This is a genomic window from Vibrio sp. 1F263 (genome assembly GCF_041439035.1).
Taxonomy (GTDB): Bacteria; Pseudomonadota; Gammaproteobacteria; order Enterobacterales; family Vibrionaceae; genus Vibrio; species Vibrio tasmaniensis_A.
This window is the reverse complement of record NZ_JBGONI010000009.1, coordinates 73,468-97,544: the sequence shown is the minus strand read 5'-3', so window position 1 is coordinate 97,544 and position 24,077 is coordinate 73,468. Positions and strand designations below refer to the sequence as shown.

Annotated in this window: 22 protein-coding genes; 15 read left to right on the top strand and 7 right to left on the bottom strand. The window is 44.0% G+C overall.

The annotated features are described in order from the left end of the window. The first annotated feature begins 259 nt into the window (after positions 1–259). A complete protein-coding gene (locus ACED25_RS08780) occupies positions 260–1,843 on the top strand; it encodes an ABC-F family ATPase (RefSeq protein WP_009846736.1) in 1,584 nt (527 codons plus the stop codon). Between the two features lie 243 nt (positions 1,844–2,086). On the opposite strand, the gene fdhD is transcribed toward ACED25_RS08780, so the two are convergent. Next, complete coding sequence (gene fdhD, locus ACED25_RS08775) at positions 2,087–2,908, bottom strand: formate dehydrogenase accessory sulfurtransferase FdhD (protein ID WP_009846735.1); 822 nt, start codon at positions 2,906–2,908, stop codon at positions 2,087–2,089. Between the two features lie 369 nt (positions 2,909–3,277). On the opposite strand from fdhD, the gene ACED25_RS08770 reads away from it, so the two are divergent. From ACED25_RS08770 to cobB, 11 genes are all read left to right on the top strand, one after another. Further along, positions 3,278–3,742, top strand: coding sequence for a DUF3305 domain-containing protein (locus tag ACED25_RS08770; protein WP_086049431.1), 465 nt, complete (start codon positions 3,278–3,280; stop codon positions 3,740–3,742). Further along, complete coding sequence (locus tag ACED25_RS08765) at positions 3,732–4,418, top strand: DUF3306 domain-containing protein (protein ID WP_371695085.1); 687 nt, start codon at positions 3,732–3,734, stop codon at positions 4,416–4,418. Before ACED25_RS08770 ends, ACED25_RS08765 begins: the two co-directional genes overlap by 11 nt. 302 nt (positions 4,419–4,720) lie before the next feature. After that, the gene (locus tag ACED25_RS08760; RefSeq protein ID WP_371695084.1) at positions 4,721–6,382 is read left to right on the top strand and encodes a 4Fe-4S dicluster domain-containing protein; all 1,662 of its coding nucleotides are present in this window, start codon (positions 4,721–4,723) and stop codon (positions 6,380–6,382) included. Positions 6,383–6,391: 9 nt separating this feature from the next. Continuing rightward, a complete protein-coding gene (locus ACED25_RS08755) occupies positions 6,392–7,060 on the top strand; it encodes a molecular chaperone (protein ID WP_371695083.1) in 669 nt (222 codons plus the stop codon). 76 nt (positions 7,061–7,136) lie between these two features. Beyond that, positions 7,137–7,337 carry a twin-arginine translocation signal domain-containing protein gene (locus tag ACED25_RS08750; protein ID WP_029222953.1) on the top strand — a complete coding sequence of 67 codons (201 nt, stop codon included), beginning with the start codon at positions 7,137–7,139 and terminating at the stop codon, positions 7,335–7,337. 10 nt (positions 7,338–7,347) lie between these two features. Then, positions 7,348–10,203 (top strand): formate dehydrogenase subunit alpha, encoded by a 2,856-nt coding sequence (locus ACED25_RS08745; RefSeq protein ID WP_012603933.1) that lies wholly within the window; start codon positions 7,348–7,350, stop codon positions 10,201–10,203. Positions 10,204–10,214: 11 nt separating this feature from the next. Beyond that, positions 10,215–10,823: a formate dehydrogenase FDH3 subunit beta gene (gene fdh3B / locus ACED25_RS08740; protein WP_010440854.1), complete on the top strand. Its 609-nt coding sequence runs from the start codon at positions 10,215–10,217 to the stop codon at positions 10,821–10,823. Positions 10,824–10,836: 13 nt separating this feature from the next. Beyond that, complete coding sequence (locus ACED25_RS08735; RefSeq protein ID WP_122047291.1) at positions 10,837–11,910, top strand: formate dehydrogenase subunit gamma; 1,074 nt, start codon at positions 10,837–10,839, stop codon at positions 11,908–11,910. Continuing rightward, a complete protein-coding gene (locus tag ACED25_RS08730) occupies positions 11,894–12,310 on the top strand; it encodes a hypothetical protein (protein WP_371695082.1) in 417 nt (138 codons plus the stop codon). The genes ACED25_RS08735 and ACED25_RS08730 overlap by 17 nt, the downstream gene beginning before the upstream one ends. Before the next feature lie 411 nt (positions 12,311–12,721). Continuing rightward, on the top strand, positions 12,722–13,942 hold the full coding sequence (locus tag ACED25_RS08725) for an ammonium transporter (RefSeq protein WP_371695081.1): 1,221 nt from the start codon (positions 12,722–12,724) through the stop codon (positions 13,940–13,942). A gap of 204 nt (positions 13,943–14,146) precedes the next feature. Beyond that, positions 14,147–14,881, top strand: coding sequence for a Sir2 family NAD+-dependent deacetylase (gene cobB, locus ACED25_RS08720; RefSeq protein WP_269336212.1), 735 nt, complete (start codon positions 14,147–14,149; stop codon positions 14,879–14,881). A 116-nt stretch (positions 14,882–14,997) separates the two neighbouring features. Here cobB and ACED25_RS08715 read toward each other — a convergent pair whose 3' ends face one another. From ACED25_RS08715 to potA, 6 genes are all read right to left on the bottom strand, one after another. Next, positions 14,998–15,864 carry a GGDEF domain-containing protein gene (locus ACED25_RS08715; RefSeq protein WP_017097858.1) on the bottom strand — a complete coding sequence of 289 codons (867 nt, stop codon included), beginning with the start codon at positions 15,862–15,864 and terminating at the stop codon, positions 14,998–15,000. A gap of 102 nt (positions 15,865–15,966) precedes the next feature. Continuing rightward, positions 15,967–17,004, bottom strand: coding sequence for an extracellular solute-binding protein (locus ACED25_RS08710; protein ID WP_029222954.1), 1,038 nt, complete (start codon positions 17,002–17,004; stop codon positions 15,967–15,969). 227 nt (positions 17,005–17,231) lie between these two features. Continuing rightward, the gene (locus ACED25_RS08705; protein WP_017097859.1) at positions 17,232–18,266 is read right to left on the bottom strand and encodes an extracellular solute-binding protein; all 1,035 of its coding nucleotides are present in this window, start codon (positions 18,264–18,266) and stop codon (positions 17,232–17,234) included. Positions 18,267–18,403: 137 nt separating this feature from the next. Continuing rightward, positions 18,404–19,174, bottom strand: a complete 771-nt coding sequence (potC, locus tag ACED25_RS08700; protein ID WP_004733706.1) for a spermidine/putrescine ABC transporter permease PotC — start codon at positions 19,172–19,174, stop codon at positions 18,404–18,406. Then, entirely contained in the window at positions 19,174–20,031 is an 858-nt protein-coding gene (gene potB, locus ACED25_RS08695) for a spermidine/putrescine ABC transporter permease PotB (protein ID WP_012603924.1), read from the bottom strand. The genes potC and potB overlap by 1 nt, the downstream gene beginning before the upstream one ends. Then, positions 20,015–21,130 carry a spermidine/putrescine ABC transporter ATP-binding protein PotA gene (potA, locus tag ACED25_RS08690; protein ID WP_009846720.1) on the bottom strand — a complete coding sequence of 372 codons (1,116 nt, stop codon included), beginning with the start codon at positions 21,128–21,130 and terminating at the stop codon, positions 20,015–20,017. Before potA ends, potB begins: the two co-directional genes overlap by 17 nt. A gap of 329 nt (positions 21,131–21,459) precedes the next feature. On the opposite strand from potA, the gene ACED25_RS08685 reads away from it, so the two are divergent. From ACED25_RS08685 to ACED25_RS08675, 3 genes are all read left to right on the top strand, one after another. Then, positions 21,460–22,308 carry a membrane protein gene (locus ACED25_RS08685; RefSeq protein WP_017103167.1) on the top strand — a complete coding sequence of 283 codons (849 nt, stop codon included), beginning with the start codon at positions 21,460–21,462 and terminating at the stop codon, positions 22,306–22,308. Continuing rightward, positions 22,301–23,149: a glucosaminidase domain-containing protein gene (locus ACED25_RS08680; protein WP_029222955.1), complete on the top strand. Its 849-nt coding sequence runs from the start codon at positions 22,301–22,303 to the stop codon at positions 23,147–23,149. Before ACED25_RS08685 ends, ACED25_RS08680 begins: the two co-directional genes overlap by 8 nt. A gap of 123 nt (positions 23,150–23,272) precedes the next feature. Then, positions 23,273–23,923, top strand: a complete 651-nt coding sequence (locus ACED25_RS08675; RefSeq protein WP_017103169.1) for a DUF2987 domain-containing protein — start codon at positions 23,273–23,275, stop codon at positions 23,921–23,923. Positions 23,924–24,077 lie beyond the last annotated feature (154 nt).

Genomic DNA, 24,077 nt, shown 5'->3' with positions numbered 1-24,077 from the left:
AGCATACGATATATTCAATGGTCGGCATGATTTGGGACGTTATATCTCTCCCATTTTAGGGCGCCGTTTGATATTTTGTTTTCCCTGAAAATCAGCGGCTTTTCGTCGATAAATAGAAAATCAAAAGTGTGAGTCAGCTCAAACTATGATTTGGTTGGGTTATCACTCACTTAATAGCGGGTAATTGCAATCAAGACTTGCAGTTAAAGCCCCGAACAAGTAACGTTGCGGCGTTTTTCACATTAAAAAGGTAACGGCATTGATCTCCACAGCAAATATCACCCAACAATTCGGCGCTAAGCCACTTTTCGAAAATATTTCAGTTAAGTTCGGCGAAGGCAACCGCTACGGTTTAATCGGCGCGAATGGCTGTGGTAAATCGACGTTCATGAAGATCCTATCTGGTGAACTTGAGCCAAGTGCTGGTAACGTAAGCTACGATCCAAACGAGCGCGTAGCTAAACTAAACCAAGACCAATTTGCTTACGAAGAATTCACGGTTATCGACACGGTTATCATGGGTCACAAAGAGCTTTGGGCTATTAAGCAAGAGCGTGACCGCATTTACTCTTTGCCTGAAATGAGCGAAGAAGACGGCATGAAGGTAGCTGATCTTGAAGTTCAGTTCGCTGAAATGGACGGTTACATGGCAGAAGCGAAAGCGGGTGAGCTTCTTCTTGCGGTAGGTATTGAAGAATCTATGCACTTCGGTCTAATGAGCGAAGTAGCACCAGGTTGGAAACTTCGTGTTCTATTGTCTCAAGTACTGTTTGCAGACCCGCATATCATGCTTCTTGACGAACCAACGAACAACCTGGACATGGACACCATCAAGTGGTTGGAAGATACGCTAAACCAACGTAACTGCACAATGATCATCATTTCGCACGACCGTCACTTCCTAAACTCTGTTTGTACACACATGGCTGACCTTGATTACGGCGAACTTCGTCTATTCCCAGGTAACTATGATGAGTACATGACAGCTGCGACTCAAGCTCGTGAGCGTCTACTGTCTGACAACGCGAAGAAGAAAGCACAAATTGCTGAACTTCAAACGTTCGTATCTCGTTTCTCTGCTAACGCATCTAAAGCGAAGCAAGCAACGTCTCGTGCTAAGCAGATCGATAAGATTCAACTAGACGAAGTTAAAGCATCTAGCCGTCAAAACCCATTCATCCGTTTTGAACAGTCTAAAGAGCTATTCCGTAACGCACTTGTGGTTGAAAACCTATCTCAAGGTTTTGAAGAAGACCTATACAACAAGTTCGACGGTATTTTCGAAGTAGGTGAGCGTGTTGCTATCATCGGTGAGAACGGTGTGGGTAAAACAACGCTACTTAACACACTAGCTGGCGCTCTTGAGCCACGCACTGGTGAGTACAAGTGGTCTGAAAACTCAAACATCGGTTACTACGCTCAAGATCACGCACACGATTTCGAAACAGACATGAACTTGTTTGATTGGATGAGCCAATGGCGCCAAGAAGGCGAAGACGAGCAAGTTGTTCGTGGTTTCCTAGGTCGTATGCTATTTGGTCAAGACGACATTAAGAAATCTGTAAAGGTTATCTCTGGTGGTGAACAAGGTCGTATGCTTCTTGGTAAGATCATGATGCACAAGCCAAACATCCTGCTTATGGATGAACCAACGAACCACATGGATATGGAATCTATCGAAGCGCTTAACTTGGCTCTTGAGAACTACAAAGGCACATTGTTCTTCGTATCTCACGACCGTGTATTCGTAGACTCGCTTGCAACTCGTATCCTTGAAATCAAAGATGGCAAGATCAACGATTTCCGCGGTACTTACGCTGAGTTCTTGAAAGCACGCGGCTAAGCTTTAAGTTAGCCTTAGTTTTCAACTCAATGCGTTGGAAATTCAGGCATAAGCTATAAACCGAAAATTAAAAATTAAAAACGCCGTCATACTGAAAAGCATGACGGCGTTTTTGTATCTTGTATCTAGCTAAGTTTCTATGTATCTATCCTTGAAGGGTCACTAACTATTTACATCAGAACTTTACAATTAGAAGCGGTTAGTGAATCTCCAATCGAACCTACGCTTTTTTCCGACTGCTGATTATTCACCTTTCACATCAAATTCAATCTTCTCTGCGCCAGTGAACACTTGGAAACGCAGGCCTTTAGCGCGAGCAATGGTCGTGATACCAAATTGCTGAGCCAAGTCTAAACCCATTTGCGTTACGCCTGAACGTGATAACAGAACAGGAATACCCATCTGCGCCACTTTGATGACCATTTCAGAAGTCAGGCGGCCAGTAGTGTAAAAAATCTTATCTTCACCAGACTCTTTGTTAAGCCACATCTCACCAGCCAACGTATCTACCGCATTGTGACGGCCAACATCTTCAACAAACGATAGAACCTTGTCGTCTTTGCAAACAGCGCAACCATGGACTGCGCCAGCTTTCTTGTACGTGTCGTTGTAATGAGTCAGTGCTTCTAAAGCCGTGTAAATTTCAGATTGCTTAATTTTGGTCTGAGGCACTTGGTAATCTTCCAACTGCTTCATCACGTTACCAAACATGGTGCCCTGACCACAGCCAGAGGTCACCGTCTTCTTCTTAAGCGCTTGCTCAAGCTGGCTCGTATCTTCATTGGTAATGACCGCTGCAGAGCTGGTTTCCCAATCGATGATGATAGATTCAACTGCTTCAGGGTCAGAAAGGAAGCTTTGGTTCTTCAAATAACCCAAGACTAAAGATTCAGGACGCGAGCCGAGCGTCATCAGGGTTACGATCTCTTTCCAGTTCAACATGACGGTAAGAGGGCGTTCACAAGCGATCTGTTTGGTTAGCTTCTCACCATATTCATCAAACACTTCAACTTCGATTGTTTGAAGTGGGTTTTCACTAGTTTTTATTATGTTTGGTTTTACCACAGTCACGTCCTACTTAATGAGATAGCGATTTAAAGAGATAAGAAGTTAACAAGAGGGTCTAACGCCGATCTTGTTCATCGATTCTTTAACTCATGCTTAAAGCAAATCTTATTCCAAAATAACGGGTATTCAGGAAAACATGAAGCATTTGATTAAAATAGCGCAAAATATGGGAGTTCACCGAGTGGAGTTGTATGAAATAACCAGTATCGACTAACGTTAAGTGACAACTTGATAACGAACATTGTAGATGTGCTATTGGAGTTAACCTGTATTGGCGTGTTTATTGCTTGATAGCGCTTATAGGATTGAGCTAAGTACAAAATGTCCTAAGCACATTCAGGCCAAAGAAAATCAATTGGGTGAAGTATGTCTGAGATAAAAGAATTCAAAGAACAATATGAAAAAACAGAAGCAGCTTGGCCAATAGGTGTCCAAAGAATAGAGAAAGAGATCAAAACAGGTATCTGGGTAACCACTCAATGGGAATTGACGGGGTTTGAACTGTCACCAGAAGATGACGCCCAAGACGTTTGTTTACTTCAACTACATAAAGATGAACGTACAGACTATCGATTCAACCTAAGCTCCCAACAACCAAAGCTTTTCTTAGTAATGGATAATGTCGATTCTGATGTTAAGCCCGTCATTCAGTTACTTACTGCCTCACAAACCGTTGCAGGGCAATACATGGACGGTGACAACCAAGTACTTTCCTACGACATTCCTTTGCCCGTACAGGCTTGGATGGAAGCGTTCATCGGTCGTCATGGCGAGTTATTAGAAACAAGACGTAAGAAACGCAAAGGCGCGGGAAGATCAAATGGCAACTAACTTCTTTAGCCGTTGGTCTCAACGAAAGCTTGATGGACCCACTGACGAACCTTTGGAAGTAGAGCAAACACTGGAAGCACCAGAACTCACTTCTTCTGATTCTTCATCTTCTGAGATTTCGCCTGCTGAGCTTTCGTCTGAAATGGAAGCAGCAGCGCCTCAGTCTTTAGAGAGTGAAGCTTCGGAAACCAATGAAGACGTTCATGTTGCTGACGTTCAAGATCCCGCACCAGAAGCCTCTGAAGATTTGTCTGTTGCCCAATTATTGGTATCAGAAGCCTCTGAAAGCGTAAAAAAAGCGGCATTGCGTAAACTATTCCTCTCAGAAGAGTTCAACGTTCGTGATGGTTTAGATGATTACGACGACGATTACAGCAATTTGAAGTCTCTGTCTGAAGGAGTTGCAGAAACTCTTCGCGATTGGGTAAAAGACAAGACAGAAGAAGACACAGTAAACGAACCTGAACAAGCCGCTGATAATGAAGAAGAAACTTTGATTGATGAGGTTGATGACTCTATTAATGAAGCTGAAGAGACCGAGTCAGAACTCAGTGAAAGTGACGAAATTGCGGGTGAAGAAAAAGGACTGTATAAAAACACAGTGTCGGATGGTAAAGCTACAATGTCAGACGAAGCTGACCTGACAGAGGTGGGACAAAATATACCACACAAATAATAGGTACATTTTGACTAAACACTCAATGAACCGCTTGCGACAAAATGTCCCAAGCGGTTTTTTTATACGTACAATAAACGGCACAAAGCATTAAAGTACTGATACATAAGGATTATTAAATTGGCATGGCATTTGCTAAATAACGTTCATTATCAACTTTTTTGTAGATAGACGAGTTCATGGTCTAACGAATGGCACACTAGCTAAAGAGTTAGTTGTTAACGGATTACTCAGCAAGTTCTCTATCGCTTACTACAATGAAGGTTGAACAGATTATCCATGTCCATAGATGGAACTGAGCAATGCTTAAACAATTATTAGAACAAGCAACTTCAAATAACGCTAAAGCAAGACTGTATGCATTTGAAAATACAGTAGAGTTAACAAATCTGATTCCACCTACTGTTAGCTACGAAAGCGGCGGTAATACACTTGTTATTGGTCCAACTGCGATCATTGAAAGTGCTGCGGCGCAATTACCTCAATTAACGAGCTTAACCTTATTGTCAACAGACGGCGAAAAGGGCACAAACCCAGAACTGTACTTCGCAAATTCGGTTCAAGTATCCGGTTTCCTTGGCACGTTTGAAGTCGTGGTTGAGAGTAAAGGCACATCAAGCAACTTGGCAAAAGTGGCTATTAATCACGATTGTTTCGATGTGGTTTTAGACCTTTGTCTGAATAGTTGCATGACTGAAGAAGTACCTGTTCCTGGGTATTACCCAGTAGGGCGCGGTTATCCAAAACTGGCTGAAGCACTGGAAGAGATTCCAACGCTAATGGGCACGTTCGATAAGCCTAAGTTCTTCCGTTTAGACACCGACCTTTGTGCGCACAGTTCACGTGGCGTTAAAGGCTGTGAGCGTTGTGTTGATGCTTGTCCTGCTGGCGCACTATCAAGTGAAGGCTCAGAGAAGACAGGTCACAAGATCGAGATTAACCCTTACCTATGTCAGGGCGTTGGGACTTGTGCAACAAGCTGTCCTACAGAAGCGATTACCTATGCGCTTCCAAATCCTGACGATACGCAAAAGTTCATTGAACGTACGCTAGCCAACTATGAACATGCGGGCGGTCTGGATCCAATCGTACTTATCTGTAGCTCTCGTCATGAAACTTACAACGTGATGGCTCTTAAAGCGCTACCAGATAACGTGATTCCAATCGTTGTTGAAGAATTGCCTTCTATTGGTATTGATACTTGGTTTGCAGCGTTAGTGAATGGCGCAACTCAGGTTCTGTTTGCTGCTTCTCGTTTTATGCCAGAAACCATCATTCGTGTTCTGAATAACGAAGTAGGGATCGCTCAAGAGTTACTAGACCAAATCGGTGTTCCAAAAGAAACCATCGATATCCTGTATTTAGAATCTCTACGTGAAGGGCCTCCAACACTGTGTGTTGATTCGTTCGATCTTGCACTTGGCGATCTTCAAGGCAATAAACGTCAACGTCTATTCACAGCACTTGACGCGATGTCTTCATCTCGTATTCCTGTTGAAAACATTGTAGAGCTCCCTTCGAATGCGCCATACGGTACGGTTTCGTGTGAAAGCAAAGATTGTACTTTGTGTATGAGCTGTGTGGCTGTGTGTCCAACACGTGCGCTGCATACCGATGGTGCCTCTCCATCACTTAAGTTTGTAGAGCAAGACTGTATTCAATGTGGTCTGTGTGAAAAGGCATGTCCTGAGAATGTTCTTACTCTGACTCCTCGTATGAATTGGGTGAAAGAAGAACGTCAGAAGGCTGTTGTGATTCATGAAGAGAAAGCAGCTGAATGTTTACGTTGCCATAAGCCATTCGCTCCACAGTCTATGATTGACATGTTACAGAACAAGTTACGCGGTCACTCTCATTTTTCAGATGAAACTGCGATTAATCGTATTGCGATGTGTGAAGACTGTCGTGTGGTGGACATGTTCGATTCAATGGCTCAAGACCCATTGAAACAATTGAAATACTAGGAGTTGGCCTTGGATACTAATTTGGATCAGGCACAAGAGCCTGAGCTCGTAAAAGAATTAAAGCAAGAACAGACACTAAGAACTGAAATCTATCTGGTTCTTTCTGCATTGTTTCGTAGCGCACCTTCTGAAGAGGTGATCAACTTTCTCAAGACGCTAGACATTGAAGCGTCTGAGAGTGCGATGCAAAAGGCTTGGATTGCGATTCAACAAGCCGCAACCGAATCAAACCGCGAAGCACTAGAAGATGAATATCAGAATCTTTTCATTGGCATTGGCCGCGGAGAGATTGTTCCATTTGGCTCTTGGCATAGAACTGGCGCCATGATGGAAAAACCATTAGCAGAGATTCGTCATGACCTAGAGCTTTTAGGCATTGAACGTGATGATCAAGTGAAAGAGCCAGAAGATCATATTGCGGCTCTTTGTGAAGTAATGGCGATGCTAACCGATGAAGAAGACGCGCTTCAACAAGCCGTTTTCAATAAGCATCTTGGTCCTTGGTTTAACTCTTTTACGCGTCAACTTGAAAGTGCAGAAAGTGCGAACTTCTACAAATCAGCAGCACAGCTATGTGAAGCATTCTTAACGTTGGAGCAGGTTCGTTTCAGCGTGAATACAAAAAGCAGTAAACACAAATTAAAGATTGATGTGAAAAACGTCACTGATTACGAGTAATCGAGCAGTACGCGATTATATCGATAGAGGGGCATGAAGCCTCCAAAAAGATCTACCGCAAGGTAAGGAAGCAATGATGAAAGATAACAAAGAAATAGATACAAGCCGTAGAGACTTACTCAAAGGTTTAACGACTGCAGCCGTTGCTGGTGCCGTTGTCGCTGGTACAACGAAAGTGGCAACTGCTTCAGAAACGGTTGAAATGCCGAAAGAAGACGTGAAGAAGACGGGCTATCGTGAAACGCAACATATTCGCGATTACTACGACACACTTTAGGAGATAACGGATGAAACTTGTCAAACGCTCCGATAGTGTGAGCAAAGAAACCAATCAGCTAGGCGTGTCTAGACGTGCCTTCATGAAAAATACTTCATTGGCTGCTGGTGGCGCAGTAGTAGGCGCAAGTCTATTCGCACCGGGCATGATGAAGAAAGCACAGGCTAAATCTGTCGATCCAGAAGCGAAAACAGAAGTGAAACGTACAATCTGTTCTCACTGTTCTGTGGGTTGTGGTATCTACGCTGAAGTTCAAAATGGCGTATGGACAGGTCAAGAACCTGCATTCGATCACCCATTTAATGCTGGTGGACACTGTGCGAAAGGTGCAGCACTGCGTGAGCACGGCCACGGTGAACGTCGTCTTAAGTACCCAATGAAATTGGAAGGCGGTAAGTGGAAGAAGCTTTCTTGGGAACAAGCGATTGAAGAGATAGGTAACAAAGCGCTAGAACTTCGTAAAGAGTCAGGCCCTGATTCGGTTTACTTCCTAGGTAGTGCGAAACACAGTAACGAACAAGCTTACGCATTCCGTAAGATGGCGTCTTTGTGGGGAACAAACAACGTTGACCACCAAGCGCGTATTTGTCACTCAACCACAGTTGCCGGTGTTGCAAACACTTGGGGTTACGGTGCGATGACAAACTCGTTCAATGACATGCACAACTGTAAGTCGATGCTGTTCATTGGTTCGAACCCTGCAGAAGCTCACCCAGTTGCGATGCAGCACATCCTAATCGCGAAAGAGAAGAACAACTGTAAGATCGTTGTTGCGGATCCTCGTCGTACGCGTACTGCAGCGAAATCTGATCACTATGTTTCTCTTCGCCCAGGTTCAGACGTTGCGTTTATCTGGGGCGTGTTATGGCATGTCTTTGCTAACAAATGGGAAGACCAAGAATTCATCCGCCAACGTGTATTCGGCATGGACGAGATCCGTGAAGAAGTTGCGAAGTGGAGCCCTGCTGAAGTTGAGCGTGTTACTGGCGTAAGCGAAGAAGACGTTTACCACACAGCAAAACTGCTTTCTGAAAACCGTCCGGGTTGTATCGTTTGGTGTATGGGTGGTACTCAACATACTACAGGTAATAACAACACACGTGCTTACTGTGTACTTGAGCTTGCGCTAGGTAACATCGGTAAATCAGGTGGCGGTGCAAACATTTTCCGTGGTCACGATAACGTACAAGGCGCAACTGACCTTGGCGTACTATCAGACACACTACCAGGTTACTACGGCTTGTCTGAAGGTTCTTGGCGCCATTGGTCTAAAGTTTGGGATATCGACTTTGACTGGGTTAAAGGGCGATTTGACGACAACGCATACGGTGGTCAAAAACCAATGAACAGTGCAGGTATTCCTGTCTCTCGTTGGGTTGATGGCGTACTTGAAGACAAAGACAAGATTCGTCAGCGCGAAAACATCCGTGCCATGTTCTACTGGGGTCACGCGGTGAACTCTCAGACTCGTGGTCCAGAGATGAAGAAGGCAATGCAGAAGCTGGATATGATGGTTATCGTTGATCCATATCCAACAGTTGCAGCAGTAATGAACGATCGCACAGATGGCGTTTACTTGCTTCCAGCAACCACTCAATTTGAAACCTACGGCAGTGTAACGGCATCAAACCGTTCTCTACAGTGGCGCGACAAGGTTGTTGATCCTCTGTTCGAATCTAAGCCTGATCATGAAATCATGTACCTTCTTTCTAAGAAGCTTGGTTTCTCTGATCAACTGTTCAAAAACATCCGTGTTGAGAACAACCAACCATTGATTGAAGACATCACTCGTGAATTCAACAAAGGTATGTGGACGATCGGCTATACAGGTCAAAGCCCAGAACGTTTGAAAGAACACCAGCAAAACTGGCACACGTTCCACAAAACAACGCTTGCTGCAGAAGGCGGCCCAGCGAATGGCGAGACTTACGGTCTTCCTTGGCCATGCTGGGGCAACCCAGAGATGAAACACCCAGGTACGCATATCCTTTACGATACGTCTAAACCGGTTGCTGAGGGCGGCGGTAACTTCCGTACTCGTTTCGGTGTCGAATTTGAAGGTCAAAGTCTATTGGCTGAAGACAGCTACTCAAAAGGCAGCGAAATCAAAGACGGTTACCCAGAATTCAGTGACAAACTGCTGAAACAACTGGGTTGGTGGGACGATCTAACCGCAGAAGAGAAAGCTTCAGCGGAAGGTAAGAACTGGAAGACTGACGTTTCTGGTGGTATCCAGCGTGTGGCTATCAAACATGGTTGTATCCCGTTTGGTAATGCGAAAGCGCGTGCGATTGTTTGGACATTCCCAGACCGCGTACCACTGCACCGTGAACCACTTTACACGCCACGTCGTGATCTTGTTGCAGACTACCCAACATGGGATGACAAGGAAGCAATCTTCCGTGTTCCTACGTTGTACAAATCAATTCAAGACCAAGACAAGTCTGCTGAATACCCAATCATTCTGACTTCTGGTCGTCTGGTTGAGTACGAAGGTGGTGGTGAAGAAACCCGTTCTAACCCTTGGCTAGCGGAACTACAACAAGAGATGTTTGTTGAAGTGAACCCGAAAGACGCAAACGACATTGGCTTTAAAGATGGTGATGATGTTTGGGTTGAAGGTGCTGAGAAAGGCCGCATCAAGGTGAAAGCGATGGTTACTCGTCGTGTTAAACCGGGTTTAGCGTTCTTGCCGTTCCACTTCGGTGGTAAGTTTGAAGGTGAAGACTTACGTTCTAAATACCCAGAAGGCTCTGATCCTTACGTTATTGGCGAAGCTGCCAATACAGCAACCACATATGGTTACGACCCTGTCACGTTGATGCAGGAAACGAAAGTAACCCTTTGTAATATTCGTAAAGCGTAAGGAGTCTTAAAATGGCTAGAATGAAATTTCTTTGTGACACCAAACGTTGTATCGAATGTAACGGTTGTGTCACTGCATGTAAGAACGAAAATGATGATGCTCTGGAATGGGGTATTCAACGTCGCCGCGTTGTGACACTGAACGATGGTGAACCGGGTGAAAACTCTATCTCAGTCGCATGTATGCACTGTACTGATGCCCCTTGTATGGCAGTTTGCCCAGCAGACTGTTTTGAACATACAGAAGACGGCATCGTACTTCACAATAAAGATCTATGTATCGGTTGTGGTTACTGCTTGTTTGCTTGTCCGTTTGGCGCACCTCAATTCCCTAAACAGGAAGCCTTTGGTGAGCGCGGTAAAATGGACAAATGTACCTTCTGTGCTGGCGGCCCTGAAACAGAACCGGGTTCTGTGGAAGAGCGTCAGAAGTACGGTGCGAACCGTATTGCTGAAGGCAAGCTACCAATGTGTGCTTCGCTTTGTTCAACAAAAGCGCTGCTTGCAGGTGATGCTGAGCAAGTCTCTGATATCTTCCGTCAGCGTGTAGTAGAACGCGGTGCGAAAGGTGCTGGTTGGACAGACGGCAACGACCTTTCTTACGATGCGATGAAGAGCTAGTTAGGAGAGACATATGCTTACAATGTTTAAGCGTCTCTTCCTTGTTGTGCTGCCGATGTTGGCAGCACTAACAATGCTGTCTCCTTTGAGTCATGCATCTGAGACGAACTCATCACAAACTCAATCGAGCTCTGCTGAAAGAGAAATCACACAACTTGCTGGCGCTGATTTTTGGCGACAAGTAAGAAACGGTGAGGAAGGTTACACCACATCTCAATCTGCTGAGCACGGTGTGTTAATCAGTACGCCCGGGCAAACGTGGTACATATTGAAAGAGAAGTGGATGTCGCCAGCCGGCGCAGTTGCTATCTTTGGCAGTATTGCTTTCGTTACTCTAATGTACGTTGTGATTGGCCCACTAATGCTGAGTGCGCCAAGAACTGGCCGTAAGATCAAGCGTTGGTCTCGACTGGATCGTGCGTTGCACTGGAGCATGGCGTTTACTTTCTTAACGCTCGCGTTCAGTGGTTTGATGTTGGTTTACGGCAAGCACTTTTTGAAGCCGTATATTCCAACTGACCTTTGGGGCTTTATCGTTCTATTGGCGAAGCAATACCACAACTACATCGGCCCGATTTTCTATGTGCTATTGATGGCTGTTCTTATCAAGTGGTGGCGCAAGTCTATCTTCAAAATGGTCGATATCCAGTGGTTCATCAAACTGGGCGGCATGGTAGGGAAACACAAAGGTTCTCATCCATCTGCAGAGTTTTCGAACGCGGGTGAAAAAGCGCTATTTTGGCTGCTTATCGTTATGGGCAGTGTCGCAGCGATCAGTGGCTTGGTGTTAGATTTCCCAATCTTTGGCCAAACACGACGTGATATGGAGCTTTCGAACTTAGTTCACATGCTTGCTGCTCTGATCCTTATCTGTGGTTTTGTGTTCCACATCTATATTGGCTTGTTCGGTATGGAAGGCGCACTAGAAGGTATGGTAACGGGCGAAGTCGATGAAACTTGGGCTAAAGAACATCATGACCTTTGGTACAAAGAAGTGATGGAACAAGAGAAAAACGGCGTTGAACAAAGCGCTAACGCAGCAACAGAGAAAAGTGAAGGGGTGAATAAGAATGAACAAACCTCATAAAGGTATTTGGGTTGCTTACATCCTCAGCTGTTTTACACCATTTACTTGTCTTCTCTCTGGTGTAATTGCCATCATCTACGCGGGCTATCGTTTAGATAAAGGTGAAGACGGCGAAGTCGTGGAGACGCATTATTACGGCTTGATTCGCTCGTTCTTCTTGAACCTGACGTTCTTTGTTGTGCTTATCGTCACGGTAGCGACCTCTAACGGCGTGTTGATCGGTGTGAACGATTACTGGTATCAAAACCATATTATCGATGACATCGCTTACTACATTCCATATGTGGGCATGTTATTTGGTGGTGTGGCGATTGTGGTGTGGTTTATTCGTATGTATCAAGGCATGCAGCGTTTAAGTCAAAACCTACCGCAAAACCCGACAACAGGTCCAAACCTTTAAGCGTTTATATGTAAGCCGTTCGGGTTACCAAACTCGATAATAGCTCCTTTGCGATGAGTTAACTGTAATCAGCGAAAGACCTTAAAAGCCCAGTGATTCATTTCACTGGGCTTTTTGTCGTTTGGGCGCTAGATAACTGATCTAAAACCTTATATTGACCGCATCAATATGGTGCAATTCCCTCAATTGGTGCAATCAGTTATCGAATATTGTCTCTCTCTGAGAACCAATAAAGTGCACCTAAGAAATTAACCACAAAGAATCAATAACTTAAAACCAAACTCTGTTGCACGTTTTTTGCGTAACCAAGTTGGAACGCATCTTGCGTTTACTGTTGAGTCTTTAATTAATTACGACATCAATTCGCACGGTTCTAGTGCAATTGAGACAAAGCTAAGGGAGAGAGCTTTAATGAGTCAAACGGTTAACCAAGTTCATAGCGCAGTACAGAGCTTGACGCAGAGTTCGGATACTCTGTTTTTATTACTAGGCGCGATCATGGTCTTCTTAATGCATGCTGGTTTTGCATTTTTGGAAGTCGGTACAGTTAGAAAGAAGAACCAAGTTAATGCGTTGGTCAAGATCATCTCGGATTTCGGCGTTTCTGCCATTGCCTATTTCTTTATCGGTTACTGGGTGGCTTACGGTGCGCATTTCTTTGCAGATGCAGAAACCTTATCGCAAGGTAATGGTTACGAGCTGGTGAAGTTTTTCTTCTTGATGACGTTTGCGGCGGCGATTCCAGCGATCGTTTCTGGTGGTATCGCTGAGCGTGCACGTTTCTATCCAATACTCATCGCAACACTGTTCACCGTAGGCTTTGTTTACCCATTCTTTGAAGGCATCATCTGGAACGGTAATTTTGGTTTCCAAGATTGGCTTGAGGCGCAATTCGGTTATGGCTTCCATGACTTCGCGGGCTCTGTTGTCGTTCATGGTGTTGGCGGCTGGATTGCATTGGTCGCGGTTTACTTCCTTGGCATGCGCAAAGGCCGTGTCCGCGCCGGCAAACACACTAACTTCGCACCATCAAACATCCCATTCTTAGCACTAGGTTCTTGGATCTTATGTGTGGGTTGGTTTGGCTTCAACGTGATGTCAGCTCAAGCTATCAATGGTATCAGCGGTCTCGTGGCAATGAACTCACTCATGGCAATGGTTGGCGGTATTCTTGCGGCTCTGATTGCAGGTAAAAATGACCCAGGCTTCATCCACAATGGTCCTTTAGCTGGTCTCGTCGCTATTTGCGCAGGCTCAGATTTAATGCACCCACTCGGCGCACTGGTAACAGGCGGCGTAGCTGGCGCATTGTTCGTTTACTTGTTTACTTACATGCAAAACAAAACACAGATAGATGATGTGCTAGGTGTGTGGCCTCTGCACGGTGTATGTGGTGCATGGGGTGGCATTGCAGCGGGCATCTTCGGCCAGCAAGCACTCTGGGGACTAGGTGGCGTGAGCTTTGGTGCGCAAGTAATGGGAACACTTGCAGGTATTATCGTCGCTCTAGCCGGTGCATTGGTTGTATACGGTGTTCTAAGTAAAGTGACTGGCCTACGTTTAAGTGAAGAAGATGAGTTTAATGGCGCGGATCTTTCTATCCATAAGATCTCATCAATCAACGAAGACTGATCACGGTTCAATAGATAAACATCAAGCGGCTTCGGCCGCTTTTTTTGTGCCTATTTCATTTCTGAATAGCAGAGATCAAGCGAGTTATGTCACAAATAGCCAATGAATTCAGTTGGCTAAGACTATGGTCTAATCCCTAAAACTATTGTTGGAATTTGAACAGTGCTAAGCTGTTACCAAGTGACATATTGAAAAGGACGTTATATGCATTTCCCATATCGAAATATCGTAATTCTTACTGGCGCCGGTATCTCTGCAGAGTCGGGGATACAAACATTCCGAGCACAAGACGGATTATGGGAAAACCATAAAATCGAGGATGTTGCGACACCTGAAGGTTTTGCAAAAGATCCTGACCTTGTACAAGCGTTTTACAACAAGCGTCGTCATGGATTACAGAGTGAAAATATCTTTCCAAATTCAGCCCACAAGGCGCTAGGAGAGCTTGAAGATAAGCTCGACGGCAAAGTAACCATCATCACTCAGAACATCGACAACCTGCACGAGAGAGGCGGTAGCAACAACATTATCCACATGCACGGTGAGCTTCTTAAGGCACGTTGTAGCGAGTCAAACCAAGTTCTAGAGCACAAAGACGACATTCATACTGGTGAATTGTGCCATTGTTGCCAGATACCAGCTCAAATGCGTCCTCATATTGTGTGGTTTGGCGAAATGCCTTTGAGAATGGGCGATATCTATTCGGCGTTAGAAGATGCAGATCTGTTTATTTCGATTGGTACGTCGGGGGTGGTCTATCCAGCTGCGGGGTTTGTACATGATGCTAAAATGCATGGAGCACATACGATCGAGATAAACCTCGAACCCAGTGCGGTAGAGAGTGAATTTGAAGAGAAACGTTACGGTAAGGCGAGTATCGAGGTACCTAAGCTAGTCGGTGAGCTATTGCTGTCAGAGAAGGGGTCTCTAACGGCCTGACCTTGTGCCAATAAATTGATTGACCCGCTTAAGGTTGGAACTTGAGAGCTCGTTATCAGCAACAGTTATCATTTATCATTTATAAGTGGCAAACTGACATTTATTCAGATGAGGCTCTAGTCATCGGTTTGCCTTGTTGTTTCTATATTCAGGCAATTTGTCTCTAGATTAGGACAAGACGTGCACCAAGAGTTTTGAACAGGTCGTTGAGCTTTTTTCATTTCGTACATCGCCTTATCGGATTCAACCAATGCCTGTTTAAAATTATCTCGGCTGGTCACTTCGATACCGTAAGAAAAACTGATGTTCTCACCATGCAGTAAGTTATTGACTTGGCTGACAAACTCACCACCACGACCGAGTTGAGCCGTTGCAACAAACTCATCACCACCCACTCTAAACACCATTTCATCTTCCAATGCAGTTTGCCTCAGAGCCTGAGAGAAACGAACAATCATTAAATCTCCAACTTTGTGGCCTTTAAGGTCGTTTGCCTCTTTTAGTCCATCTAAGTCGAAGTAAATGAGCTCAAACTCTGCAAGTTTGATCGCGTCAAACTTCTTGCGATTATACAAACCAGTAAGCTCGTCGCGTTTACCTTGGTCTTTGATTTTTCCAGTTAATTCTGTAATGCCGTAAGCGATCAATAGAAATGCGATTTGTAGCAACCCGTCTTCCAAGAAGGTATCTATTAGTTCATTTTGGTCAGCCCACTCATCAAGATGTTTAAGCTCGGTTGATACGTCATAAAATAGGTTAAAAATGAGTAATAGAGCGCCGTAGCGAAGAACTTTGTGGGGACGAATTGAATGACGCGCAACATAATAGATGTACATAGTGATCACGAGGGTATTTGTTTCGAAAAACAAATCATAGTTTGAATCAATATGAATAAATGAACTCAAGCCAAGCATCAACAGTGACGCTAACAGCATAAAAGTCACAACTAACAGGATAGGGTTTGCTTGCATATGTAATCGCACTTCGTATTGTTTGTTCAATCCTATATAATTTCTGAATAAAAATAAAGCGGCTTACGCCGCTTTATTTAACTTACTAGCAACAATTAAATTTTTGCTAACAAATTAGTTGTCTACTTTAAGTTTTTGAAAGTACTCGTCATAAATAACGCTCGCTTCGCCAACTTCGTCTTGCCAAACACCATTATCCATCACTGATTGTGGCGGGAAAACGTTCTTATCTTCAGAAAATTCTTTCGGAAGAAGAGGGTAAGCCGTTTTAACTGGTGTTGGGTAACCGATCTCTAGAGCAATTTTCGCAGCGTTCTCTGGGCGAAGTAGGAAGTCGATCATCTTATGTGCCGCTTCAGTGTTCTTAGCACCTGCTGGAATCGCTAGGCTATCCATCCAGAAGATAGCGCCTTTCTCTGGCCAGATAATGTCAATCGTTGCGCCTTCTTGACGTGCCATGTAAGCAGAGCCATTCCAAAGCATACCAAGAGACACTTCACCCGCTAGGTAAGGGTTCGCAGGGAAATCTGAGTTAAATACCAATACGTTTGGCATCAGCTTACGAAGTTCTTCGTACGCTTCTTTGATTTCTTCAGGATTAGTCGTGTTTGGAGAGTAACCCAGTTTAGACAGTGCGATATGGAAAACCTCACGAGAGTCATCCATCATCATCAATTGACCTTCCCACTGTGTATCCCACAGATCGCCCCAGTTTTTAACTGATGACTTGTCTAGCATATCTGAGTTGATACCAATACCCGTTGCGCCCCAGATGTATGGGATCGAGTAGTTGTTGTTTGGGTCAAATGGCTTATCTAAGTAATTTGGATCCAAATCTGCAAAGTGGCTTAGCTTAGTTTTATCAAGCTCTTGAAGCATGCCTTCTTTACGCATCTTAGAAACGAAGTAAGTAGAAGGAACGACCAAGTCGTAACCCGTACCTTGAGTTTTTAACTTAGCGTACATGCTTTCGTTAGACTCATAAGTTGAGTAATAGACTTTAATGCCAGTCTCTTCGGTGAAGTCTTCTAGTACTTCATTTGGAATATATTCAGACCAGTTGTAAAAATACAGTTCTTGGTCAGCTGCGAAAGAGGGTGTAGAAAGTAAAGTAGCAGCACACAATGCGCCGGTATACAGTGTTTTTTTCATTACTGTTCCGTTCATTTGTTTGATTTGGAGCTGGGTATTGAACCCAAAGTAAATGGATTTCTAAAAATCGCGCTAAATTATAGCAGTGATATAACAAAATAGGCAGCCAAAGCTGCCTATTGATTGATATTCTTATTTTTAACGTGTTGATTACCTAACTAGGCTTGTTAAGTAAACCAGTTACTTATTAGCCTCTGTTGACCGGAGTAATTAGATAACAAACTCACTTACTGACCGGCTTTAAGCTTCATGAAGTAATCTTCGTACTTCACTGTCTTATCGCCAACCGCAGCTTGCCATTCCACACGGTCAAGGTCTTCTTGAGATGGGAACAGCGCAGGGCTGTCTTTAAACTTCTCGTTAGACGCTTTAACTGCCGTTAGGTAGCCTGTGTCACGAGAGATTTGCTCTGCAATTTCTGGGCGAAGTAGGAAGTCGATCATCTTATGAGCTGCATCTACGTTTACCGCACCAGAGCTAATCGCAAAGTTATCAACCCAACCGATACCGCCTTCTTTAGGGAAAACCAGTTTGATTGGTAGACCTTCGTTTTGCGCAGCAGCAGCAGAACCATTCCAAAGCATACCAAGACCCACTTCACCAGACATGTATGGCGCACCAGGGTTATCTGAGTTAAAGACTAGAACGTTCGGCATTAGCTTTTGTAGTTCAGCGTAAGCTTCGTCGATCTCTTTCTCGTTGGTTGTGTTACCAGAGTAACCTAACTTACGCAGTGCGATGTGGAACACTTCACGCGTGTCGTCCATCATCATCAGTTGGCCTTCAAGCTCTGGCTTCCATAGATCAGCCCAGCTTTGGAAGTCTTCCGGATCGTATATTTCAGTGTTAACAGCAAGACCTGTAATCGCAACTACGTGTGGAATAGAGTAGTCGTTGCTTGGGTCGTACGGCTTATCTAAGTAGTTAGTATCTAGGTTCTTGAAGTTGTACAGCTTAGTTTTGTCGATTTTTTGTAGCATACCTTCGTCACGCATCTTAGAAACGAAGTAAGTCGACGGCACAACTAGGTCGTAGCCTTTGTTGTGTGTTTTTAGCTTTGCGTACAAGGTTTCATTCGACTCGTAAGTTGAGTAGATAACCTTGATTCCAGTTTCATCAGTGAACTGTTCTAGAATCTCACTATTGATGTAAGGTCCCCAGTTCATGAATACCAATTCTTTGTTATCTTTTGCAAATGATGATGCAGATAACATTGAAAGCGCACATGCACTACCAGCTAATAGAGTAGCCCATTTTTTCATTGACGTTAGCTCCAAACTAAACGTTGCCTAAAGGCAGTAGATAGAAAAACAGAATGGCAATTTACCATTCTGTTTATGAATAACACTTTTGTTAAACTTGAATCTTATCAAGTCCGTCTCAGTAAAGAGTAGGAGACTTACTTGATTTTCTCTCTCGCTAACAACTGAGAAATAATCACCAGTATTAACGACACCACTAACATCACTGTTGCTAGGGCGTTGACCTCTGGAGATATACCGACTTTAACCATCGAGTAAATCTTCAGTGGCAAGATTTCGTAAGTTGGACCTGTTACGAAAGAGCTGATGATCACATCGTCCAAAGACAGAGTGAAGCTCAATAACCACCCCGCAGCAACCGCTGGCTTAGCAAGAGGCAGGATGATCTGTTTTAGAATCGTCCACTCACTTGCACCTAAGTCTTTTGCTGCTTCTAGCATCTTCACATCAAAGCCATTCAAGCGGCTGTAGACCGTGACAACAACGAACGGTAAACAGAAAGTAATGTGCGCTGCAAGTAGGGTAAAGAACCCAAGTTGTACACCCATAACCAAGAATAGCGCAAGAAGCGAAATCGCCATTACGATATCTGGTGACATCATCACGATGAACAACATGCCATTGACGATGCCTTTACCTTTAAATTGGTAACGGAATAGGGCAACGGCAGTCAGGCTTCCGACAATCGTTGCGGCAGTCGCTGAGAACACCGCTACGTTGATCGAATGCCACGCAGCCTGCATTAGGCTGTCGTTGTTAATCAGTGCGTCATACCACTTGGTGGTAAAGCCACCCCATTTCATGCCGAATTTATTGGCATTAAATGAGTTTGCAATCAATACGATAATAGGTAGGTATAGAAAAGCGTACACCAACGCCATAAAGCTGAACTTAACTGTGCGACCCATTAGTCTAGCTCCACTTTCTTATTCAATAACTTACCTGCACGGTAGTAGGCATAAAGCATCACAGCCATTGCCACGGTCAGTGCAATACTCGTCGCAGCGCCAAACGGCCAGTCCCGAGCATTGAGTACTTGGCTCTTAATCACGTTACCAATCAGCAGGTTCTTTGCTCCGCCTAATAGGTCAGAGATGTAGAACATACCTAATGCAGGTAATAACACCAATAAACAACCGCCGACAATACCTGGCATAGTCAGTGGTAACACGACTTTCAATAGCGTTTGCAGTTTGTTCGCACCTAAATCTTTAGCCGCTTCTAAATAAGTGTCGTCTAGCTTTTCGATTGCTGAGTACAACGGCAAAATCATGAACGGGAGTAGGATATACACTAAACCGATCATTACTGCCGTTTCTGAATACATAATACGAAGTGGCTTATCGATAATGTCTAACGCCAACAAGCCTTTGTTCAACACACCTTGAGTACCCAGAACCACTTTCAATCCGTAAGTACGAATCAGTGAGTTAGTCCAAAATGGTACAATCACGAGGAACAACATGATTGGACGCCACTTCGCTGGCATTTTTGCCACGATATAGGCGAACGGGTAACCAATAATTAAACAAAGCAGGGTAGCAACGATTGCCATATAGAAAGAGTGCATCAGCACTTTAAAATACAGCGGATCAGCCAAACGCACATAGTTATCGAGAGTAAAAGTCATCTCAATCAAGTTAGCTTCATCACGAGTTAAGAAACTAGTACCGATGATCATGATGTTTGGAATCATCACGAACAGCACTAACCAACCTGTGATTAAAGCAACAATTGCGTTTTGTAAATTAAACTTCTTGCTCATCTTCTAATACCACTTCCCAGCTCTCAACCCAAGTTACTGCAACTTTTTGGCCCAGTGAGTGATCAACATCAGGGTCATCTTCGTTGAAGAATTCACTAACCATGACACGCATACCCGACTCAAGTTCTACGACTGAATCTAATGTCATGCCTTTATAGGTTCGCTCGACAATGTGACCAACAATACCGCGTTGCTCAGATTCTTTGATTTCTTCGATACGAAGATCTTCAGGGCGAAGCAATACTTGCAGTTTTTGACCCGGTGTTACGTCTTTATCGTGATAGATAATGGACTCTTCACCTTCGATTGTCGCAACAATGCGCTTTTCATCTTGACGAGATTTAGCTGTCGCTTCGAATACGTTAATTTCACCAATGAAACGCGCTACGAATAGGTTCTTAGGCTCTTCGTAGATCTCTCTTGGTGTTCCGTCTTGTTCAATCACGCCATCACGCATAACAATAATGCGGTCGGACATAGAGAGTGCTTCTTCTTGGTCATGCGTTACAAAAATGAACGTGATACCAAGTTGGCGTTGCAGTTGTTTCAGCTCGATTTGCATCTGTTTACGTAGTTTGTAATCAAGAGCAGATAAAGATTCATCCAACAAGAGAACTTTAGGCTTATTAACGACAGCACGAGCGATTGCGATACGTTGCTGTTGGCCGCCAGATAGCTGGTGTGGCTTTCGTTGTGCCATTTGCTCTAAGCGCACCATTTTCAAAGCATCCATTACACGAGGTTCAATCTCGCTGCTTGGAACTTTCTGCATGCGTAAGCCAAATGCCACATTATCGAAAACGGTCATATGCGGGAATAGGGCATAGCTTTGGAAAACAGTGTTTACATGCCTTTGTTCAGCAGGAACTTGGGTTACGTTCTGTCCAGCTAATAGTATTTCACCACTATCCGCCGTTTCAAAACCCGCAATCATTCTTAGCACGGTTGTTTTACCACAACCTGATGGGCCTAAAATCGTGAGAAACTCACCATGATTTACGTTTAAATCCAGATTGCCGATGACTTCCTTACCATCGAAACTTTTACTGATGCCAGTTAGCTGTACTACTGGCTTCCCTACTGATTTTTTAGCGTTCAACGTCTGTTTTTCTCCACCTTGGTTCTATTTGAGACCTGTTGCTATACACCTCTAAGGCGCGCATCATAATCACCAAAAACGTGAATTCAAAGCATTTTTTATCTTTCGAAGACAAAAAAATTCGCAGGTAAAAGTAAACATCCTTTACCATACTGTTATTTGTTGGGTTCACATCCCAACAAGTGTCTAATTATTGACCATTAAGACGTAAAAGCAAGCCTTGTTACAGATTCATATTTTAGTTTGCATCCGACATATGGGTATAATGAAGGTAATTTTTTATCAATAAGTTAGGTGCCTTCGTTTAGTTGGCGCACCTAGGTATCAATATGAACAACGACATCGAAAAAGATTTTAATTTGGGCGGTAGTATCGACCGTGCACTTTCCGGCGATTATGAGCTCAAAGCAACGGCTGTATTCCAAGAAGCTTGGAAACATACGATAAGTCACTTTCTTTCGTTTTCCCCTGCGATTGTTGCGCTGATGTTCGTACAATTGGCTATCTTTTATATCGCACTAAAACTGCAACTTGGTGACCCTGCAGTTATCTTAGATGCGGTAATCGACCCTGAAGCCTTTACACCTCAGATCGTTGAATCGGTTTTCATTGCAAATTTTAGCTATGAAGTCGTCAGTGCACCCATCTATGCCGGCATCTGTTTAATGGCAATGAGCCACGCTGCAGGTCTTCAAACTAAAGTACGCCACATAGGCAAAGGTTTGCAGTTTACGATCCCCGTTATTCTAGTGACTTTGTTCAGCCTAATGCTTCAAGGCATCGCTGGTATGATTCTGCCATTTCTGTCTATCTACTTCTCACTTGCGTTCAGCAACTCAATTCTGCTGATTTGTGATAAAAAAGTTCCGCCGATGCAATCGCTGTTACTTTCTCTAAGAGCAGTAAATAAGAAGATCTTCGTAGTCGCGTCTATATATCTAATGGTTATGCTGATGTTCATCGTTGCTGCGATGATGTACGGCATTGGCTTGATCTTCGTTCTTCCATTCTTCTTCCACGTGAAAGGTATCGTTTACCGTGAGATGTTTGGCATCAAGCTGAAGATAATTGCATCAGACCGCCCAATGAGCGATGACGATAGCGATGGCGGTAACAATAACGGCAACAACAGTAGCCATGGTAACAAGAACAAAAACCCGCAGGTCTTCGATGCGTAATAACGACAAAGGCAGCGCGAGTAAATCTCTTGCGCTCAAAGTAACAACACTAGCAATAGTGGGTTCTATTTCACTGATTGGCCCTTACCTTTACCAAGAAGAAGAACGCCGACGTACGACAGAACAGAGCTCTAATTCAGCAGACCAATTTGATGACTTGACTGTTGCTTCAAGCGCACCAAATTTTGCGACTATTAAGGATGTAAACGAGAAAAAAGATGCGTTTTTTTCGTTCCTACGCCCAAGCATCAAGATTGAAAACAAACGTATCACCAAAGAACGTGCGTTTTTAACTAAGCTCTCTGAATCTGGTTTAGGTAATATTGATTCTGAAGACATTTCTTATGCGAAAAGGTTAGGGAAGTTGTACAGCTTACCGGTACCTAGCACAGGTATAGAGCAGACATGGTTGGCGGAAATGCTTAACCGAGTCAACGTACTGCCAGAGGCGCTGGTACTGACACAGGCTGCTAATGAATCAGCTTGGGGGACATCACGTTTCGCCACCAAAGCAAACAACTATTTCGGACATTGGTGTTACAGCAAAGGTTGTGGCCTTGTTCCGCTACAACGTAACGAAGGCAGCTCGCATGAAGTAGCAACATTTTCTTCAAGCCAAGAATCCGTACACCGTTACTTCATGAACCTTAATCGTAACCGTGCCTATGCAGATTTAAGAGCCATTCGTGCGCAACTGGCAGCAAATGGTAATGATCTGTTAACCAAAGAAACGGCGACCGAATTGACCAATGGCTTGTTAAAATATTCTGAGCGAGGTTCAGACTATGTGACTGATTTACAAGCTATGATCCGTCACAACAAGGTATACTGGGAAAAGTAACTCATTTGGATATCCGTTTGATTGACTTCTTTAGTCAATTTGACACCAAGCAATATCGCAAAAGAGCAGCTCATTGGCTGCTCTTTCTATTTATAAACGCTCAACTTCAACAAGATTATAATAATGAAAAAGACAGCTATCGCTTTATTGGCCACTTTAAGTTTTGGGGTTTCTCTTCCAGCTTCGGCGCAAGAATACATGTTCACGTATTCTAAACTCTATACTCAGCTGAAAAACAACACCAAAGAAGGGCACGATGATGTCAAAGTTGCGGTGTTCTTTGTTGACCAACAAGCACAGAAAACCTGTCACATCAGCAAAGCTTGGATGGAGAAAGAAGAGCACTACGAAGAGCTAAAAGTATCTCCTGCGAATGAGCTGCTTCTACCTGTAGATCAAAACCTGCGCTCAGCAAATCCTCTTATCTTTGTACAAACCCAAGAGCAAGAGTGTGCATATTCGCTCGTTGTAATGACTCAAGAGCCTTTAGCTGGCGATGTTGAAGTTGCACAGCTAGAAAGCCTGTTACCACAGATGCAGGCAATGCTAGAAGACGTCAGCGGCATGTTCTCTAGCTGGTTCACACCTGATATCCAAGGGTTAACGTTGGAGTTCAATGACAAGCTTGAAGGCAACATTGCTCTATCTAACGGTAAACAGATCCCAATTAAAGAAGGCCGTGTTAAATTCACCTTAGAAGAGCTCAATGGAAGTGACAGCATCACTTTACCAGAGCCAACGGTTCGCGTATTACCGTACATTCCCGCGCAATAAGTCTAGCTAAAAGCACTCCCTACGCTTTGAGGAAGTAGTTCTTAAGCAGCCTGGTCTTTTAGAGAAGGCTGCTTTTCTTTGTCTACTATACAAACCTCGAATTTGTTAAGACGCGTTTATCTAACCGTTTAGAGAGCTTAAAGCTCAAAAGAAG

Excerpts from the sequence above, each read along its gene's own strand:
- ACED25_RS08705 (WP_017097859.1), bottom strand. The coding sequence starts at position 18,266 with ATGAAAAAATGGGCTACTCTATTAGCTGGTAGTGCATGTGCGCTTTCA.
- ACED25_RS08770 (WP_086049431.1), top strand. The coding sequence starts at position 3,278 with ATGTCTGAGATAAAAGAATTCAAAGAACAATATGAAAAAACAGAAGCA.
- ACED25_RS08675 (WP_017103169.1), top strand. The coding sequence starts at position 23,273 with ATGAAAAAGACAGCTATCGCTTTATTGGCCACTTTAAGTTTTGGGGTT.
- ACED25_RS08680 (WP_029222955.1), top strand. The coding sequence starts at position 22,301 with ATGCGTAATAACGACAAAGGCAGCGCGAGTAAATCTCTTGCGCTCAAA.
- ACED25_RS08685 (WP_017103167.1), top strand. The coding sequence starts at position 21,460 with ATGAACAACGACATCGAAAAAGATTTTAATTTGGGCGGTAGTATCGAC.
- potC (WP_004733706.1), bottom strand. The coding sequence starts at position 19,174 with ATGGGTCGCACAGTTAAGTTCAGCTTTATGGCGTTGGTGTACGCTTTT.
- potB (WP_012603924.1), bottom strand. The coding sequence starts at position 20,031 with ATGAGCAAGAAGTTTAATTTACAAAACGCAATTGTTGCTTTAATCACA.
- ACED25_RS08765 (WP_371695085.1), top strand. The coding sequence starts at position 3,732 with ATGGCAACTAACTTCTTTAGCCGTTGGTCTCAACGAAAGCTTGATGGA.
- ACED25_RS08735 (WP_122047291.1), top strand. The coding sequence starts at position 10,837 with ATGCTTACAATGTTTAAGCGTCTCTTCCTTGTTGTGCTGCCGATGTTG.
- ACED25_RS08725 (WP_371695081.1), top strand. The coding sequence starts at position 12,722 with ATGAGTCAAACGGTTAACCAAGTTCATAGCGCAGTACAGAGCTTGACG.
- ACED25_RS08760 (WP_371695084.1), top strand. The coding sequence starts at position 4,721 with ATGCTTAAACAATTATTAGAACAAGCAACTTCAAATAACGCTAAAGCA.
- ACED25_RS08710 (WP_029222954.1), bottom strand. The coding sequence starts at position 17,004 with ATGAAAAAAACACTGTATACCGGCGCATTGTGTGCTGCTACTTTACTT.
- ACED25_RS08730 (WP_371695082.1), top strand. The coding sequence starts at position 11,894 with ATGAACAAACCTCATAAAGGTATTTGGGTTGCTTACATCCTCAGCTGT.
- ACED25_RS08750 (WP_029222953.1), top strand. The coding sequence starts at position 7,137 with ATGAAAGATAACAAAGAAATAGATACAAGCCGTAGAGACTTACTCAAA.
- fdh3B (WP_010440854.1), top strand. The coding sequence starts at position 10,215 with ATGGCTAGAATGAAATTTCTTTGTGACACCAAACGTTGTATCGAATGT.
- ACED25_RS08745 (WP_012603933.1), top strand. The coding sequence starts at position 7,348 with ATGAAACTTGTCAAACGCTCCGATAGTGTGAGCAAAGAAACCAATCAG.
- cobB (WP_269336212.1), top strand. The coding sequence starts at position 14,147 with ATGCATTTCCCATATCGAAATATCGTAATTCTTACTGGCGCCGGTATC.